The sequence below is a fragment of the Herbaspirillum lusitanum genome, from assembly GCF_046025995.1.
GTDB lineage: Bacteria > Pseudomonadota > Gammaproteobacteria > Burkholderiales > Burkholderiaceae_D > Herbaspirillum > Herbaspirillum lusitanum_A.
Genome location: NZ_JAQQFM010000009.1, coordinates 75,978 through 91,391, shown reverse-complemented (window position 1 = coordinate 91,391; position 15,414 = coordinate 75,978). Strand labels below are relative to the sequence as shown.

At 60.1% G+C, this 15,414-nt stretch carries 20 protein-coding genes; all 20 read right to left on the bottom strand.

Features of this window, described 5'->3' with window-relative positions; genetic code table 11:
* Positions 1–68 precede the first annotated feature (68 nt).
* Positions 69–863 carry a twin-arginine translocase subunit TatC gene (tatC, locus tag PQR62_RS20090; RefSeq protein ID WP_408159803.1) on the bottom strand — a complete coding sequence of 265 codons (795 nt, stop codon included), beginning with the start codon at positions 861–863 and terminating at the stop codon, positions 69–71.
* 74 nt (positions 864–937) lie between these two features.
* Positions 938–1,459 carry a Sec-independent protein translocase protein TatB gene (gene tatB / locus PQR62_RS20085; protein ID WP_408159802.1) on the bottom strand — a complete coding sequence of 174 codons (522 nt, stop codon included), beginning with the start codon at positions 1,457–1,459 and terminating at the stop codon, positions 938–940.
* 387 nt (positions 1,460–1,846) lie between these two features.
* A complete protein-coding gene (tatA, locus tag PQR62_RS20080) occupies positions 1,847–2,059 on the bottom strand; it encodes a Sec-independent protein translocase subunit TatA (protein WP_408159801.1) in 213 nt (70 codons plus the stop codon).
* Positions 2,060–2,154: 95 nt separating this feature from the next.
* Positions 2,155–2,535: a histidine triad nucleotide-binding protein gene (locus PQR62_RS20075; RefSeq protein WP_408159800.1), complete on the bottom strand. Its 381-nt coding sequence runs from the start codon at positions 2,533–2,535 to the stop codon at positions 2,155–2,157.
* A 110-nt stretch (positions 2,536–2,645) separates the two neighbouring features.
* Complete coding sequence (locus PQR62_RS20070) at positions 2,646–2,984, bottom strand: phosphoribosyl-ATP diphosphatase (RefSeq protein ID WP_408159799.1); 339 nt, start codon at positions 2,982–2,984, stop codon at positions 2,646–2,648.
* A complete protein-coding gene (gene hisI / locus PQR62_RS20065) occupies positions 2,981–3,454 on the bottom strand; it encodes a phosphoribosyl-AMP cyclohydrolase (protein ID WP_408159798.1) in 474 nt (157 codons plus the stop codon). The genes PQR62_RS20070 and hisI overlap by 4 nt, the downstream gene beginning before the upstream one ends.
* A complete protein-coding gene (gene hisF / locus PQR62_RS20060; protein ID WP_408159797.1) occupies positions 3,451–4,215 on the bottom strand; it encodes an imidazole glycerol phosphate synthase subunit HisF in 765 nt (254 codons plus the stop codon). The genes hisI and hisF overlap by 4 nt, the downstream gene beginning before the upstream one ends.
* Before the next feature lies 1 nt (position 4,216).
* Positions 4,217–5,014, bottom strand: coding sequence for a 1-(5-phosphoribosyl)-5-[(5-phosphoribosylamino)methylideneamino]imidazole-4-carboxamide isomerase (gene hisA / locus PQR62_RS20055; RefSeq protein ID WP_408159796.1), 798 nt, complete (start codon positions 5,012–5,014; stop codon positions 4,217–4,219).
* A 100-nt stretch (positions 5,015–5,114) separates the two neighbouring features.
* The gene (hisH, locus tag PQR62_RS20050; RefSeq protein WP_408159795.1) at positions 5,115–5,753 is read right to left on the bottom strand and encodes an imidazole glycerol phosphate synthase subunit HisH; all 639 of its coding nucleotides are present in this window, start codon (positions 5,751–5,753) and stop codon (positions 5,115–5,117) included.
* 39 nt (positions 5,754–5,792) lie between these two features.
* Positions 5,793–6,389 (bottom strand): imidazoleglycerol-phosphate dehydratase HisB, encoded by a 597-nt coding sequence (gene hisB, locus PQR62_RS20045; RefSeq protein ID WP_408159794.1) that lies wholly within the window; start codon positions 6,387–6,389, stop codon positions 5,793–5,795.
* Positions 6,390–6,410: 21 nt separating this feature from the next.
* The gene (gene hisC / locus PQR62_RS20040; RefSeq protein ID WP_408159793.1) at positions 6,411–7,568 is read right to left on the bottom strand and encodes a histidinol-phosphate transaminase; all 1,158 of its coding nucleotides are present in this window, start codon (positions 7,566–7,568) and stop codon (positions 6,411–6,413) included.
* Positions 7,549–8,514, bottom strand: coding sequence for a DNA-methyltransferase (locus PQR62_RS20035; protein ID WP_408159792.1), 966 nt, complete (start codon positions 8,512–8,514; stop codon positions 7,549–7,551). Before PQR62_RS20035 ends, hisC begins: the two co-directional genes overlap by 20 nt.
* A gap of 9 nt (positions 8,515–8,523) precedes the next feature.
* The gene (gene hisD, locus PQR62_RS20030) at positions 8,524–9,846 is read right to left on the bottom strand and encodes a histidinol dehydrogenase (protein ID WP_408159791.1); all 1,323 of its coding nucleotides are present in this window, start codon (positions 9,844–9,846) and stop codon (positions 8,524–8,526) included.
* 65 nt (positions 9,847–9,911) lie between these two features.
* The gene (hisG, locus tag PQR62_RS20025) at positions 9,912–10,562 is read right to left on the bottom strand and encodes an ATP phosphoribosyltransferase (RefSeq protein ID WP_408159790.1); all 651 of its coding nucleotides are present in this window, start codon (positions 10,560–10,562) and stop codon (positions 9,912–9,914) included.
* A gap of 58 nt (positions 10,563–10,620) precedes the next feature.
* Positions 10,621–11,871, bottom strand: a complete 1,251-nt coding sequence (murA, locus tag PQR62_RS20020; protein ID WP_408159789.1) for a UDP-N-acetylglucosamine 1-carboxyvinyltransferase — start codon at positions 11,869–11,871, stop codon at positions 10,621–10,623.
* A gap of 12 nt (positions 11,872–11,883) precedes the next feature.
* Positions 11,884–12,120, bottom strand: a complete 237-nt coding sequence (locus PQR62_RS20015; protein ID WP_408159788.1) for a BolA family protein — start codon at positions 12,118–12,120, stop codon at positions 11,884–11,886.
* A 68-nt stretch (positions 12,121–12,188) separates the two neighbouring features.
* Positions 12,189–12,953 carry an ABC transporter permease gene (locus PQR62_RS20010; protein ID WP_408159787.1) on the bottom strand — a complete coding sequence of 255 codons (765 nt, stop codon included), beginning with the start codon at positions 12,951–12,953 and terminating at the stop codon, positions 12,189–12,191.
* The gene (locus PQR62_RS20005; RefSeq protein ID WP_408159786.1) at positions 12,950–13,861 is read right to left on the bottom strand and encodes an ABC transporter ATP-binding protein; all 912 of its coding nucleotides are present in this window, start codon (positions 13,859–13,861) and stop codon (positions 12,950–12,952) included. Before PQR62_RS20005 ends, PQR62_RS20010 begins: the two co-directional genes overlap by 4 nt.
* Positions 13,862–14,251: 390 nt before the next feature.
* Positions 14,252–14,551, bottom strand: coding sequence for an STAS domain-containing protein (locus tag PQR62_RS20000; RefSeq protein WP_408159785.1), 300 nt, complete (start codon positions 14,549–14,551; stop codon positions 14,252–14,254).
* Between the two features lie 68 nt (positions 14,552–14,619).
* Complete coding sequence (locus tag PQR62_RS19995; RefSeq protein ID WP_408159784.1) at positions 14,620–15,255, bottom strand: MlaC/ttg2D family ABC transporter substrate-binding protein; 636 nt, start codon at positions 15,253–15,255, stop codon at positions 14,620–14,622.
* Positions 15,256–15,414: the final 159 nt, after the last annotated feature.

The window sequence follows — 15,414 nt, the reverse complement described above, 5'->3', positions numbered from 1 at the left end:
AAAAAGCCCGGATTCAACATCCGGGCTTTTCAATTTCAGAGCCATGCTTGCATCAATTCAATGCCGGCTTACCTGATTCCCTCATCCACTGACTCGACCGGCTCCTCTTCCGGAGCGTCCGGCACCCGCGTGGCGCGCACAAAGATCGGAGCGATGAACAGGCCGACTTCGTACAGCAGCACCAGCGGCACCGCCAGCAGCAATTGGCTCATGATGTCCGGCGGCGTGACCACGGCGGCAATGACGAAGGCGCCGACCACCACGTAAGGACGAATCTGCTTGAGCTTTTCCAGTGGCACGATGCCCATGCGCACCAGCACGATCACGATCACCGGCACTTCGAAGGTAACACCGAAGGCGAAGAACATGGTCAGTACAAAATCGACGTAGCTGTCGATATCAGGCGCCACCGATACCGACTTTGGCGCGAAGTTGTTGATGAAGGGGAACACCACGCCGAACACGAAGAAATAGCAGAAGGCAACACCGGCGATGAATAGCATCGACGATGAAATCACCAGCGGTGCGATCAGCTTCTTTTCATGCGCATACAGGCCTGGCGCCACGAAGGCCCACAGCTGATACAAGACCCACGGCAGAGCCACCAGCACGGCCACCAGCATGGTGACCTTGACCGGGATCAGGAATGGCGTGATGACGCCGGTGGCGATCATCTTGCTGCCTGCGGGCAAGGCATGAATCATTGGATTGGCCAGCAGATCGAAGATGTGCGCAGCCCAGGGCATGAGGCAGAGAAATACGATGATGACCGCTGCCGAGGCCTTGACTACGCGACTGCGCAATTCGATCAGATGCGAGATGAAGGTATCTTCGCTACCCGACGTGTTCTGTTCTTCAGCCATGGATTTACCGGATCTGCTACCTGAGTGGGATGGCGTGCATGCCCATCGTGATTAAAAGAAGCCTGCCGCCCTGCTTAAAAGAAGCCTGCGGACTTGCCGCCGCCGATGGGGCGATACCTGGCCACGCGCGCCGATGCCGAGATCACGCGTGTCTTGCGGCCGCTCTGGTGTTTGTACCAGCTCGGAACAGCGGTGGTGCGCGCCAGCTTCTTGCGACGGAAATTCTTGGCCTTGATGCTCAGCGTCTCGACGCTGGGTGTGCGCGTCCAGCTGGAACTACCCGAGTCGTCGCCTGAGCTGTGGCTGGGCGTACTGCCGTTCCAGGCATCGTTGATCGACGCCTCGGTATCGGACATGCTTTTGTGAATGCTGTTGCCGACGTCGTGCGCCGCGTCCTGCACGTCCTGCTTCATTTTGCGCAGTTCGTCCAGTTCGATCTCGCGGGTGACTTCGCTCTTGACGTCGTTGATGTAGCGCTGCGCACGCCCGAACAGGGTGCCGGCCATGCGCGCAACTTTCGGCAGGCGCTCGGGGCCGATCACGACCAGCGCGACGACGCCGATCAGCGCCAGCTTGGTAAGGCCTATATCGATCATGGGTCTATGCAGGCAAGAAATACGTGATGAAACCGAAGCTTGTGATTCCGGCTCTGTGACGCCGCCGATTCCCATGTCGACTCAAACTCGGGTCGGGCAGAAAAGTCCGGCGTCGCCAGCGGAACACAAACGAGACAGCGGCGGCAAAGCCGACCCTGCTGAACACCATGCAACGCGATTGCGGCCTGCTTGCGCCGGAAGCATCTGCATCCATGGAGTGCCTTGCTGCACTTCCTCAATCTTTTCCGGAGCCGCACCGCCCTCACAGCACATTGCAAATCGCTGGCGCGGCACAAGCCGGGATCACATCGGAATCACAAAAAGCAAATCAAGCGCAGCCTGAAACTCTGCGCTTGATGTCAAGCAGGACTGTTTTCCGTCACCCGATCAATGACCGGTCTTGTCTTTTTCCTTGGCCTGGACGTCGATCGCCTGATCGGCGGCAGCCGGCTTCTCTTCTTCGCCGCCCTTGACGCCGTCCTTGAAGCCCTTCACCGCCTTGCCCAGATCGGAGCCCATATTGCTGAGCTTCTTGGTGCCGAACACCAGCATCACGATCACCAGAACAATCAACCAATGCCAAATACTGAACGAACCCATGCTATTTCTCCTAAGCGGACATCGCTGCCCTGTATTCAAAAATTCCTGTCCCGGTCTGCCTTGCGCCTTGTCTGCACCGGCAAGCTCTTGTCGATTTATTGTTGCACGAAGCGCACGCGCCACGGATGCGGCCCGCCGATCACATGCATGTGCAGATGGTACACCTCTTGTCCGCCATCCGGTCCGGTGTTGAACAAGGTCTTGAAACCGCCGCTCTTGTTGCCCTCGGTATCTGTCTGATAACCGCAGCCCAGCTCTTGCGCCAGTTTCGGCGCCAGGGCCGCCATTTTACCCAATAGCGGTGCTTCCTTCTCGCCGCAATCCGACAAGGTCTCAATATGTTGCTTGGGCACAATCAGCAAGTGTACCGGCGCAGCAGGGTTGATGTCGTGGAAGGCAATGACGTCCTCGTCTTCATAGACCTTCTTGGATGGAATCTGACCGGCGGCGATCTTACAGAATATGCAATTATCCAAAACGACTCCTCCTGCGTTGATGTGCCTTCACGTTCGATGCGTTTATGCAGCGCTTATGACGTGAAGATGATGTCTTGATGAGTCGCGGGCAGCCGCTGCCCGCTCTCGGCTCATTCCTTGCGGCTGGCCTTTTCGTCGAGTCCCGACAAGCCTTCGCGGCGCGCCAGCTCATTGAGTACGTCCTGCGGCGTCAGGTCGAACTGCGCCAGCAGCACCATGGAGTGAAACCACAGATCCGCGCATTCATACAGCACCTTGGACTTGTCGCCGCTGACGCGTGCGTCCTTGGCGGCCATGACGGTTTCGGTGGCTTCTTCGCCGATCTTCTTCAGGATCGCATCGTCGCCCTTGGCGAACAACTTGGACACGTAGGATTTTTCGGGATTGCCGCCATTGGCCAGCTTGCGCGACTCGATCACTTCGGCCACGCGCCTGAGGGTTTCGCTCATGATGTGGAAGAACCGCTATCGACTGCCTTGACGGCTGTCTTGCGCGGTTTCTTTGGTTTGTCCTTGGCTTTTTCGGGGGCGGCCAGATCCTTGAGCACCGGCTCGATGGTCTGCCATTCGCCGTTGTCGGCGCTGCCTTCGAACTTCTGGAAGAAGCAGGAATGACGGCCGGTGTGGCAGGCGATGCCGGCTACCTGCTCGACCTTCAGCAGCACCACGTCTTCGTCGCAATCGAGGCGAATTTCATGCACCTTCTGGAAGTGGCCGGACTCTTCGCCCTTGTGCCACAGCTTCTTGCGCGAGCGGCTCCAATAGACGGCCTCACCGGTTTCCACCGTACGCGACAGCGCTTCACGATTCATCCAGGCGAACATCAGCACATCGTTGGAACCGACTTCCTGGGCAATCACCGGCACCAGTCCGACTTCGTCCCATTTGACCTTGTTCAGCCACTTCGCACTGATGCTCATACCAGCCTCATCGGGATGTTTTGATCGGCCATGAAACGCTTGGCCTCCTGCACCGTGTGGTGTCCGTAATGGAAGATGCTGGCCGCCAGCACAGCGTCAGCCTTGCCGCGCGTCACGCCATCCGCCAGATCCTGCAAGCCGCCGACGCCGCCCGAGGCGATCACGGGAATCGAGACGGCTTCCGACACCGCGCGCGTCAGATCCAGATCGAAGCCGCTGCGCGTACCGTCGCGATCCATACTGGTCAGCAGAATCTCGCCGGCGCCCAGGCGCGCCATGTTCTGCGCCCAGGCCACCGCATCCAGCCCGGTGGCCTTGCGGCCGCCGTGGGTGAATACTTCCCAGCGCCCATCGCCGCTGCGTTTGGCGTCGATGGCGACCACGATGCATTGCGAACCGTACTTGCTGGCAGCATCCGCCACCAGTTGCGGATTGGTCACTGCAGAGGTATTGATGCCGACCTTGTCGGCGCCGGCGTTGAGCAGACGACGCACGTCGTCGACCGCGCGCACACCGCCGCCGACGGTTAGCGGAATGAAAACCTGCGAGGCTACCGCTTCGATGATGTCGAGAATCAGATCGCGACCGTCAGACGAGGCGGTGATGTCCAGAAAGGTCAATTCATCTGCGCCCTGATCGTCGTAGCGACGGGCGATTTCGACCGGATCGCCGGCATCGCGCAGTTCGAGAAAATTGACGCCCTTGACCACGCGACCAGCGGTCACGTCGAGACAAGGGATGATGCGTTTTGCTAAGGCCATGTTATTCGCCGTCGGCTGGGGTCTCTTCGCCGGGCGCTTCCGTCAGTTCGTCGGCACGATCCTGCGCCGAGCGCAGATCGAGCGTGCCTTCATAAATGGAGCGGCCGCAGATGACCGCCTCGACGCCTTCATCCTGCACTTCACACAGCGCTTCCACATCCTTGATGTTGTGCACGCCGCCGGAAGCGATGATGGGGATCGCCACCGCCTGCGCCAGACGCACCGTCGCTTCGATGTTGACGCCGCCCATCATGCCGTCGCGGCCGATGTCGGTGTAGACGATGGCTTCGCAGCCATAGCCCTCGAACTTCTTGGCAAGGTCGATCACTTCATGGCCGGACAACTTGCTCCAGCCGTCAGTGGCGACCTTGCCGTCCTTGGCGTCAAGACCGACGATGATCTGCCCCGGGAAGGCGCTGCATGCGTCATGCAGGAAACCCGGATTCTTCACCGCAGCGGTGCCGATGATGATGTACGACAGGCCGTCGTCCAGATAACGCTCGATGGTGTCCAGATCGCGAATGCCGCCGCCCAGTTGCACGGGGATTTCTTCGATGCCGTTTTCGTCGGCGAACTCGCGCACGGATTTCAGGATGGCCTTGACCGCGCTTTCGTTCTTCGGCTTGCCGGCAAAGGCGCCGTTGAGGTCGACCAGATGCAGGCGACGGGCGCCCTGCAACAGCCAGTGGCGCGCCATTTCACCGGGATCTTCGGAAAACACGGTGGCTTGGTCCATATCACCTTGTTTCAGGCGAACGCAATGACCGTCTTTCAGGTCGATGGCAGGTATCAGCAGCATGGCTACGGTAGTGAGTACTTGTCAGTGAAAGGGTTGATAAAAACAGCGCCCGGCGATCCTTGGATGCATCCTTGTGCGGACTTGTCCAAGAAGCAAAAAATCAAGGCTTCCAGTGTACGAAATTCCGATACAGCTGCAAACCCGCCGAGGCACTTTTTTCCGGGTGGAATTGCGTTGCAAAAATATTATCGCGGGCTACTGCGCAGGCGAAGTCCTTGCCGTAGGGGGTTTCACCCACTACATGCGCGCCATCCGCCGGCACTGCGTAAAAACTGTGCACGAAATAGAAGTAGTCATTGTCGGCAATCCCTTCCCACAATGGGTGGGCCGACTTCTGGCGGACACGGTTCCAGCCCATCTGAGGCACCTTGAAGCGCGAACCATCGTCCTGGCTCATGCCTTCCAGCTCGAAGCGCACCACCTTGCCGGGCAACAGGCCCAGACCCGGCGTGCCGCCTTCGTCGCTCCAGTCGAACAGCATCTGCTCGCCGACGCATACGCCGAACAGCGGCTTGCTGCGCGAGGCTTCAATCACCGCCTCTTGCAGGCCGGATTCGCGCAGGCAGCGCATGCAGTCGGGCATCGCGCCCTGACCCGGCAGCACCACACGATCGGCAGCGCGGAGTTCGGCGACCTCGCCGGAGATGCGCACATCCGCTTCCGGCGCGACATGGCGCAGGGCCTGCGCTACCGAGCGCAGATTGCCCATGCCGTAATCCACTACAACAATTTTATTCATATCGAAGATACCGGGGCGGCCATGCCGCACCGCAGATGATTACAGACTGCCCTTGGTGGATGGAATCGTGCCGGCGGAGCGCGCATCGAGCTCGGTTGCCATGCGCAACGCGCGGCCGAAGGCCTTGAACACGGTTTCGCATTGATGGTGGGCGTTGATGCCGCGCAGATTGTCAACATGCAAGGTCACCAGCGCGTGGTTGACGAAGCCATGGAAAAATTCGCTGGTCAGATCGACGTCGAAGCCGCCGATCATGGAACGCGTAAAGGGCACGTGAAACTCCAGGCCGGGACGGCCGGAGAAATCGATCACCACGCGCGACAGCGCCTCATCCAGCGGCACGTAGGCATGGCCGTAACGGCGGATGCCCTTCTTGTCGCCGATGGCCTTGGCAAAGGCCTGGCCGAGCGTGATGCCCACGTCTTCCACCGTGTGGTGCGCATCGATGTGCAGGTCGCCCTTGGCTTCGATGTCGAGATCGATCAAACCGTGACGCGCGATCTGGTCCAGCATGTGGTCGAGAAAAGGCACGCCGGTGTTCAGCTTCTGCTGGCCGGTGCCGTCCAGATTGATCGCGACGCGAATCTGCGTCTCATTGGTGTTGCGGACAACTTCCGCGGTTCTTGGTGTAGACATGGTCAGGGGTAACACGGGACTTTACAAAGATGATTCCGACAAGGCCGCTTTCAAGGCGTCCAGAAAAGCAGCATTTTCTTGTTCTGTGCTGACGGTAATGCGCAAACAGTTCCGCAGCAGTGGGTGCATTTTACCGGCATTTTTGACTAATACCTTATGCCGCAGCAAAGCGGCAAAGACTTTGTCCGCATCCGGCACCCGGATCAGCACGAAATTGGCGGCTGAAGGGAAGCTCTGCACCTGCGGCAAAGCCTGCAACTGCGCCAGCAGAGCGCTGCGTGCGCTGCGCAGACCGGCGGCCTGCTGATCCAGCACGGCGGCGTGCTGCAACACGAACTCGGCCGCAGCTTCGGTCAGCACATTGATATTGTAGGGCGGGCGCACCTTGTCGAATTCGCGCAACAAGGCCGGCGCCGCCGACATGTAGCCGAGCCGGATGCCGGCCAGGCCGAGCTTGGACACGGTTCGCATCACCACCAGATTATTGAAATGCGGCAACTGCGGCATCATGCTGTGCAGCGCGAAAGGCTGATAGGCCTCGTCCAGCACCACGATGCCGAAGGGTTCTGCGGCGCGGATGATCTGCTCGATCTCGGCCGCGTCGAACAAGGTGCCGGTCGGATTGTTCGGATAAGGCAGATAGGTCACCACCGGCCGGTGCGTCTCCATCGCCGCCAGCATGGCCGGCAGATCGAGCGTGAAATCTTCGCGCAACGGCACGCCGACAAACTCCAGCCCGGCAAACCTGGCCGACACCGCATACATGACGAAACCGGGTTCGGGCGCCAGCACCTTGCGCCCCGCGCCCGCACAGGCGGTGGAAATCATGGAAATCAGTTCATCCGAACCATTGCCGAGCAGCACGTCGAAACCTTCAGGCACGCCGAATTGCGTGCAGATCATCTGCCGCAGACGCGTATAGGACGGTACCGGATAACGATTCAGATCGACTTGCGCCAGATGACGCCCCAACGCTTCACGCAGGGCCGGCGGCAACTGATGCGGGTTTTCCATCGCGTCCAGCTTCAGCATGCCCTCCGCCGACGGCACGGCATAGGCCGACAAGGCGCGCACGTCGGCGCGAATTACGCCATCAACCACACCATCAACCACGCCACCGATCAGCGCTTCCGTGGATGCAATGGATGAACTGGATAAATCAGCCGGAGACTTGTTCATTGGCTTCTGCTTTCGTTTCCTCGGTGTTCTTCACGACCTTGGCTTTGCGCTTTGCTTTGGCCCTGGTCGCCTTCACTTTCTTCACAACGTTCGTTGCAGCGACGTCAGCAGGCGTCTCGCCGACGTCTTCCGGCATTGGCACCAAGGCCAGCGCATCCAGCCGCTGCGCGATCAGTCTGCAGTAGTCGGCATTGAGTTCGAAGCCGACGAAATCGCGGCCGCAGCGACGTGCCGCCACAGCCGTGGTGCCGCTGCCCATGAAGGGGTCCAGCACGACGCCGCCCGGCGGGCAGGAGGCCTTGATCATGCGCTCCACGATCTCCAGCGGCTTCTGGGTCGGATGATCGGCGCGCTCCTTGTGCTCGCGATGCAGGCGCGACACGCTCCACACATCCTTGGGGTTGTAGCCCATCTCCAGCCACTTGGCGCCGACGAAGATAGAGCGCGAACGCGCCTTCTTGGTCTCGGCATCGTAGGGAATGCGGATGGCGTCGAGATCGAAATAATAATCTTTGGCGCGCGCGAAAAACCCGATGGTGTCATGCACCGAAGAGTAGCGGCGCGTGGTGCCGCCCATCGACGGCACACGGCGATCCCAGACGATTTCGTTGAGCATGGTCATGCGCTGCTTGAGCATGACGAAGATTTCCGGCGAATAACGCCAGGTCAGAAAGATGTAGAGGCTGCCGTTGGCCTTGAGCTTGGGCAGCGCGGCGTCTATCCATTGCTCGGTCCAGCGCAGATAGGCTTCGGTGTCGAGCTTGTCGGAGTCGTTGCCGTAGTCCTTGCCGAGGCCGTAAGGCGGATCGGCGATCAGCAGATCGATGCTGCCATCGGGTATGCGCGCCAGGCCTTGCAATGCGTCTTCACAATGCACGCGATTGCGCCAGCCGATGTCGGCCGCGCAGACCGGCGCCGAACCGGCAGCAGGCATATCAGCCGCCATGGGCGGGGCTCATGATGTTGGTTTCAGGCGCAGCTCGGCGGAACGCGCGTGCGCCTGCAGGCCTTCGCCGTAAGCCAGTTCGGCCGCGACCTTGCCGAGGGTCTGGGCGCCCGCTTCGCTGACGCGGATGATGCTGGAACGCTTCTGGAAATCGTAGACACCCAGCGGCGACGAGAAGCGTGCAGTGCGCGACGTCGGCAGCACGTGATTGGGACCGGCGCAGTAATCGCCCAGCGATTCGGACGAGTAACGACCTAGGAACATGGCGCCCGCGTGACGAATCCTGTCGGCCCATTGCTGCGGTTCTTCCGCTGAAATTTCCAGATGTTCGGCCGCGATCATGTTGGCGATCTCGCAGGCTTCAATCATGTCGCGCACCTTGACCAGCGCACCGCGATCGGTCAGCGAGGTGCGGATCACGTCCTTGCGCGGCATGTCATCCAGCAACTTGTTGATGCTGGCTTCCACGCGTGCGATATACGCGTCGTCCGGGCACAGCAGGATCGATTGCGCCAGTTCGTCGTGCTCGGCTTGCGAGAACAGATCCATGGCGATCCAGTCGGGATCGGTGCTGCCGTCGCAGATCACCAGAATTTCGGAGGGCCCGGCGATCATGTCGATGCCCACCGTGCCGAACACGCGGCGCTTGGCAGCGGCGACATAGGCGTTGCCGGGACCGACGATCTTGTCGACTTGCGGAATCGTATCTGTGCCGTAAGCCAGCGCGCCCACCGCTTGCGCGCCTCCGATGGTGAACACGCGATCGACGCCGGCGATGGCCGCTGCGGCCAACACCAGTTCGTTCTTCACGCCGTCCGGCGTCGGCACCACCATGATGACTTCCTGTACGCCGGCCACCTTGGCCGGGATCGCATTCATCAGCACCGAGGAAGGATAAGCCGCCTTGCCGCCCGGCACGTAAATGCCGACGCGATCCAGCGGCGTGACCTTCTGTCCCAGCTCGGTGCCGTCGGCTTCGCGATACAGGAAACCGTCGGAACCGCATTCCTTCTTTTGCCGCTCGTGATACGCGCGCACGCGGTCGGCGGCGGTCTGCAAGGCGGCGCGACGCGCCTGCGGCAAGGCAGTCAGGGCCGCCTGCAATTCAGCCTGAGGGATTTCCAGCGCGGCCACCGAGGCGGCTTGCAGACGGTCGAAGCGTTGCGTGTACTCCAGCACGGCGGCATCGCCGCGCGCCTTGACCTCGGCCAGAATCGATGCTGCGGCGCGGTCGATGGCTTCGTCTTCACTGGCTTCAAAGGCCAGCACGGCCGACAGGTTCTGCTTGAAGCCGGCATCGGCGGAATCGAGTTTTCGAATGGCTATGCTCATCTTTTTACCTGCATCAATGGCGTGTGACGTATGGGTTGTGACTTGAACCGAGGGGAAACTTAAAATTATTTGTTCTGCGAGGCTTTTTCGAAGGCATCCAGAATCGGCTGCAAACGTTCGCGCTTGAGTTTCAGCGCCGCCTGATTCACTACCAGACGCGATGAAATCTCGGTGATGTGTTCGACTTCCACCAGCTTGTTGGCGCGCAGCGTGCCGCCGGTGCTGACCAGATCGACGATGGCGTCCGACAGGCCCACCAGCGGGCCGAGTTCCATCGAGCCGTACAGTTTGATCAGATCGACGTGCACGCCCTTGGAGGCGAAGTGCTCGCGCGCCGTCTTCACATACTTGGTCACCACGCGCAGACGCGCACCCTGGCGCACCGCGCTGGCGTAATCGAAGCCTTCCTGCACCGCCACCGACAGACGGCATTTGGCGATGTTCAGATCGATGGGCTGATACAGGCCTTCGCCGCCGTGCTCCATCAATACGTCCTTGCCGGCCACGCCGAAATCGGCGGCGCCGTATTGCACGTAAGTCGGCACGTCTGAAGCGCGCACGATGATCACGCGCACGTTCGGATCGTTGGTCGGCAGAATCAGCTTGCGCGACGACTCCGGATCTTCGGCCACCTCGATCCCGGCGGCCTTCAGCAGCGGCAGGGTCTCTTCGAAAATTCGGCCTTTGGAAAGCGCCAGCGTCAGTTGTTGAGTCATGGTCTAGTCTTGGATCGGTGTCTGATTTTCGGTATTGCTCGCAGTATTGCTCTCGGACTTACTTCACGCGTTCGATATTGGCGCCGATCGACGACAGCTTCACTTCCATGCGGTCGTAGCCGCGGTCGAGGTGATAGATGCGTTCGATCAGGGTTTCGCCTTGCGCGGCCAGGCCGGCAATCACCAGCGATGCCGAAGCGCGCAGATCGGTCGCCATCACCGGCGCGCCGATGAATTTTTCAACGCCGTTGATGATCGCGGTATTGCCTTCGATGTCGATGGCCGCGCCCAGGCGATTCAGTTCCTGCACGTGCATGAAGCGATTTTCAAAGATCGTTTCAGTGACGTGGCTGGTGCCGTCGGCCAGGCAATTGAGCGCCATGAACTGCGCCTGCATGTCGGTCGGAAAACCCGGATATTCAGTGGTACGGAAACTGACCGCCTTGGGGCGTGCCGCCATCTGCACGCGAATCCAGTCTTCGCCGGAAGTCAGAATCGCGCCGGCCTCGCGCAGCTTGTCGAGCGCTGCGTCGAGCAGATGGCTGCGCGTGCGCTTGAGCGTGACGTCGCCGCCCACTGCTGCGACCGCGCACAGGAAGGTGCCGGTTTCAATGCGGTCGGCGATCACGTCATGCCGTGCACCGTGCAGCTTGGCGACACCGTTGATCACCAGATGGTCGGTGCCTATGCCTTCGATCCTGGCGCCCATGGCGACCAGCAGATTGGCCAGATCGGTCACTTCAGGTTCGCGCGCAGCGTTTTCCAGCACGGTCTCGCCGTCGGCCAGCACCGCTGCCATCAGCAGATTTTCAGTGCCGGTGACGGTGATCATGTCGGTCACGATACGCGCGCCCTTGAGGCGCTTGGCCTTGGCGTAGATATAGCCGGCGTCGATATGAATCTCAGCGCCCATCGCCTGCAAGCCCTTGATATGCTGATCGACCGGACGCGAACCGATGGCGCAGCCGCCCGGCAGCGAGACCTTGGCTTCGCCGAAGCGCGCCAGCAACGGCCCCAGCACCAGAATCGAGGCGCGCATGGTCTTGACCATTTCGTAGGGTGCTTCCAGACGCGTGATGTCGTTGCCGTTGAGCGTGGTCAGATCGCCGTCCTGCTTGACCCGCAGACCGAGCTGGCCAAGCAGCTTGATCATGGTCGAAACGTCCTGCAATTGCGGGATATTGCCCAGCAACAAATCGTCGGCGGTCAGCAGACCGGCGCACAGGATAGGCAGCGCGGCGTTCTTGGCGCCGGAAATGGTGACTTCGCCGGAAAGGCGTTGACCGCCGCGAATCAGTAACTTGTCCATACGGGTAATGCCTTATTTCTGGAATTCTTCAGGAGTGAATGTCTTCATCGACAGCGCATGGATTTCTTCGCGCATGCGGTCGCCCAGCACGGCGTAGACCAGTTGGTGGCGTTGTATCGGACGTTTGCCGGCAAACGCGCCGGAGACGATGACGGCATTGAAGTGCTGACCGTCGCCTTCGACTTCGATATGGGAGCATTCGAGGCCGGCGACGATGTAGCTTTTGACGAGTTCAGGTGTGGGTAGCATGATTCAGCTCTTCACGAGGTTCTGGGTAAATGAATGGAGGCGGCGCTCAATCGGTTTCAATGTGCGCCTCAATGGGCACCGGCGCGCAGTTTGTAGCCGCTCTTGAGCATGCGTACCGCCAGCGTGGACAGCACGATGAAAAACACGGCGACGATACCGAAGCTGACCAGCGGATCGATGTCGGACTTGCCGAAGAAGCCGTAGCGGAAGCCGTCGATCATATAAAAAAACGGGTTGAAATGCGACACCGCCTGCCAGAAAGGCGGCAGCGAGTGTATCGAATAGAACACGCCGGCCAGGAAGGTCAGCGGCACGATCAGGAAATTCTGGAACGCCGCCAGCTGGTCGAACTTCTCGGCCCAGATACCCGCGATCAAACCCATGGTGCCGAGAATGCCGGCGCCCAGCAGCGCGAAGATCACGATCCACCACGGCGCCACAAAATCCAGATGGCCGAACCAGGCGGTCACCACGAACACGCCGGCGCCGACCAGCAGGCCGCGCACCACGGCCGCCAGCACGTAGCCGCCGAACAACTCCCAGTGCGACAGCGGCGTCAGCAGCACGAACACCAGATTGCCGGTGATCTTGGACTGGATCAGCGAGGAAGAGCTGTTGGCGAAGGCATTCTGCAACACGCTCATCATCACCAGGCCGGGCACCAGAAAACCGGTGTACTGCACACCCGGATAAACCTGTACGTGATCCTGCAGCACGTGGCCGAAGATCAGCAGATACAGCATGGCGGTGAGGATGGGCGCGGTGACGGTCTGCGTCGCGACTTTCCAGAAGCGCAGGATTTCTTTGTAAAACAGTGTCTGGAAACCGGTCATTTTTCCTCTCCCATGATCTGGATGAAGACGTCTTCCAGGTCGGCCTGCTGCAATTGCAGGTCGTCGATCACCGCACCGGCAGTGCGCAGCGCCGCCAGAATCGGTTCGACATCGTTGTAGTCGGTCACGCGCAGCGTGTATTTCAGGCCGGCGACCAGCTCATCCGGATAAATCACCAGCGGCTTGAGACTGTCCGGCAATGCGCCCGACTTCAGCCGCAGCAGCAATTGCGAACCGGAAATGCGCTTGATCAGACCTTCGGTCGAATCCAGCGCCACCACCTTGCCGGATTTCAGCATGGCGATGCGGTTGCAGAGCGCCTGCGCTTCTTCCAGATAGTGGGTGGTCAGGACGATGGTGTGCCCCTCGCGATTGAGGCGGCCGATGAACTTCCACAGCGTCTGACGCAGTTCCACGTCGACGCCGGCGGTCGGCTCATCCAGCACGATCACCGGCGGCTTGTGCACCAGCGCCTGGGCAACCAGCACGCGCCGCTTCATGCCGCCCGACAGCGCACGCATGTTGGTGTCGGCCTTGTTGGTGAGGTCGAGGTTGCCCATCACCTCGTCGATCCACTTGTCGTTGTTCTTCAGGCCGAAATAGCCGGACTGCATGCGCAAAGTTTCGCGCACGGTGAAGAAGGGATCGAACACCAGCTCCTGCGGCACCACACCCAGCTTGGTGCGCGCGGCGCGGTAGTCGGTCACGACGTCGTGACCGTGAATGGTGACGTTGCCGGAATCGGCACGGTTGAGACCGGCGATGATGGAGATCAGCGTGGTCTTGCCGGCCCCGTTGGGGCCCAGCAAGCCGAAGAACTCACCTTCCTCGATCGCCAGTGAAACGCCGCCCAGCGCTTGCAGCGACTGGTAGCGTTTTTTGATGTCATTGATTTGAAGTGCGGCCATTTGCCTGATACAACTGATTTTGTTGTTCCGCCCCACATCCCGTTTGTCCATGGGGGCTGGAAATAATGAAAGGCATCGCCCGCAGCTATAGCAATTTATAACTGCGGCCTGCCTCAGCCCGGCATGTCCACGCCACCCGTGCGCGCATGCCGCTTTATATGTGTATGAATCTGGTGATTTCCCTGCCGCGGTCTGCGCCGCTTGCTTGCCGGTCTGCTCTGTGATGATGATTGCGCGCTGCGCAACACGCGATAGCCATGCAAACCGGAAAACGCCATCCGGCGTTCGCAAAAACTCTCGATTATAGGGGAATTCAGTTTCCGGAGCCGGATTGCAGCATTTCCGGCACAGCGTGGGCAAGCCGCAGAAGCTTACCGCCAGGCGTTGCGATCAGTGATGTCGATCGGTTGCGGAAGTGGGAGCGGAGGTGGAATTTCCTTGCAGCAACGAGCCTACGCCATACAGATCGGCCAGACTCTGCAGATTGGCCGGCAAGGTGCCGAAATCCAGCGACCGGCCCTGCTCTACGGCAGCGCGGCGCCACGCCAGCAAGGTGGCAACGGCGGACGAATCCACGGTCGCCACCTGGCTCAGGTCGATGTCGGTCTGGCCGCCCGCAATCGCCCGCAATCCATCCTTGAGGACGGCGCTGGCGTTGTCGGCGGTCAGAACGTTATCGGGCTTGAACATGATGCTTTCCTGTTGGTGCTGCGTGCTTCTTTGCGACTGTTGCCTATATCTGACTTCAGGCTGAATGCTTATTTCTTGACGTTGCCGCGTGCCGCCAGTTGCTTGTTCTTGTCCGACAGCGCCTTGATCAGGCCATCGATGCCGCCCTTGTTGATTTCACTGGCGAAGGTGCCCTTGTAAGCCTCGATCAGCCATGCGCCCAGCACATTGACGTCATACAGCTTCCAGCCGTCGGCCTTCTTTTCCAGGCGATAGCTCAGCTGGACAGGCTCGCCGCGCGGTTGCAGCACTTGCGAATTCACTTCGACTTCGGTGTCGCCAGGCGCAGCACGCAGCGGCTTGAACTCGATCTTCTGATCGCGCACTTGCGACAGCGCGCCGGAATAAGTGAACACCAGCAAGCTGCGGAATTCGGTGATCAGCTTGCTTTGCTGCTCAGGCGTAGCCTGGCGCCAGAAACGGCCGGCCGCCAATTGGGTCATGCGCTCGAAGTCGACGTAAGGAATGATCTTTTGCTCGACCAGCTGCATGATGCGGCCAGTGTTGCCGGCTTGAATTTCCTTGTCGTTCTTGGCGGTGTCGATCACGTCGGAACTGATGCGCTTGATCAGCGCATCCGGCGCTTCCTGGGCCGATGCAGCGCCGGCGAAGCTCAGAGCGGAAAACGAAACGGCGATTGCCAGAAATTTGGTAAACATCTTCATAAGTCTTATATCCATTCTCGATTTAACCGGAACCAGATTGCGCTGAACGCATGAGGCCGACAAGCTTAATGTCGCCGGCACACATGCTCAACCGATTGCAGCGAACTGCTGTCGCAGTGTTATCCGAAAACAACAGAGCGCGTCGGTAAAGGCTTGGAA

Excerpts from the sequence above, each read along its gene's own strand:
- tatB (WP_408159802.1), bottom strand. The coding sequence starts at position 1,459 with ATGATCGATATAGGCCTTACCAAGCTGGCGCTGATCGGCGTCGTCGCG.
- PQR62_RS20000 (WP_408159785.1), bottom strand. The coding sequence starts at position 14,551 with ATGTTCAAGCCCGATAACGTTCTGACCGCCGACAACGCCAGCGCCGTC.
- hisA (WP_408159796.1), bottom strand. The coding sequence starts at position 5,014 with ATGCTGCTGATACCTGCCATCGACCTGAAAGACGGTCATTGCGTTCGC.
- hisG (WP_408159790.1), bottom strand. The coding sequence starts at position 10,562 with ATGACTCAACAACTGACGCTGGCGCTTTCCAAAGGCCGAATTTTCGAA.
- hisI (WP_408159798.1), bottom strand. The coding sequence starts at position 3,454 with ATGAGCATCAGTGCGAAGTGGCTGAACAAGGTCAAATGGGACGAAGTC.
- hisC (WP_408159793.1), bottom strand. The coding sequence starts at position 7,568 with ATGAACAAGTCTCCGGCTGATTTATCCAGTTCATCCATTGCATCCACG.
- hisB (WP_408159794.1), bottom strand. The coding sequence starts at position 6,389 with ATGTCTACACCAAGAACCGCGGAAGTTGTCCGCAACACCAATGAGACG.
- PQR62_RS20070 (WP_408159799.1), bottom strand. The coding sequence starts at position 2,984 with ATGAGCGAAACCCTCAGGCGCGTGGCCGAAGTGATCGAGTCGCGCAAG.
- murA (WP_408159789.1), bottom strand. The coding sequence starts at position 11,871 with ATGGACAAGTTACTGATTCGCGGCGGTCAACGCCTTTCCGGCGAAGTC.
- PQR62_RS20035 (WP_408159792.1), bottom strand. The coding sequence starts at position 8,514 with ATGGCGGCTGATATGCCTGCTGCCGGTTCGGCGCCGGTCTGCGCGGCC.
- tatC (WP_408159803.1), bottom strand. The coding sequence starts at position 863 with ATGGCTGAAGAACAGAACACGTCGGGTAGCGAAGATACCTTCATCTCG.
- PQR62_RS20005 (WP_408159786.1), bottom strand. The coding sequence starts at position 13,861 with ATGGCCGCACTTCAAATCAATGACATCAAAAAACGCTACCAGTCGCTG.
- hisD (WP_408159791.1), bottom strand. The coding sequence starts at position 9,846 with ATGAGCATAGCCATTCGAAAACTCGATTCCGCCGATGCCGGCTTCAAG.
- PQR62_RS19995 (WP_408159784.1), bottom strand. The coding sequence starts at position 15,255 with ATGAAGATGTTTACCAAATTTCTGGCAATCGCCGTTTCGTTTTCCGCT.
- tatA (WP_408159801.1), bottom strand. The coding sequence starts at position 2,059 with ATGGGTTCGTTCAGTATTTGGCATTGGTTGATTGTTCTGGTGATCGTG.
- hisF (WP_408159797.1), bottom strand. The coding sequence starts at position 4,215 with ATGGCCTTAGCAAAACGCATCATCCCTTGTCTCGACGTGACCGCTGGT.
- PQR62_RS20015 (WP_408159788.1), bottom strand. The coding sequence starts at position 12,120 with ATGCTACCCACACCTGAACTCGTCAAAAGCTACATCGTCGCCGGCCTC.
- PQR62_RS20010 (WP_408159787.1), bottom strand. The coding sequence starts at position 12,953 with ATGACCGGTTTCCAGACACTGTTTTACAAAGAAATCCTGCGCTTCTGG.
- hisH (WP_408159795.1), bottom strand. The coding sequence starts at position 5,753 with ATGAATAAAATTGTTGTAGTGGATTACGGCATGGGCAATCTGCGCTCG.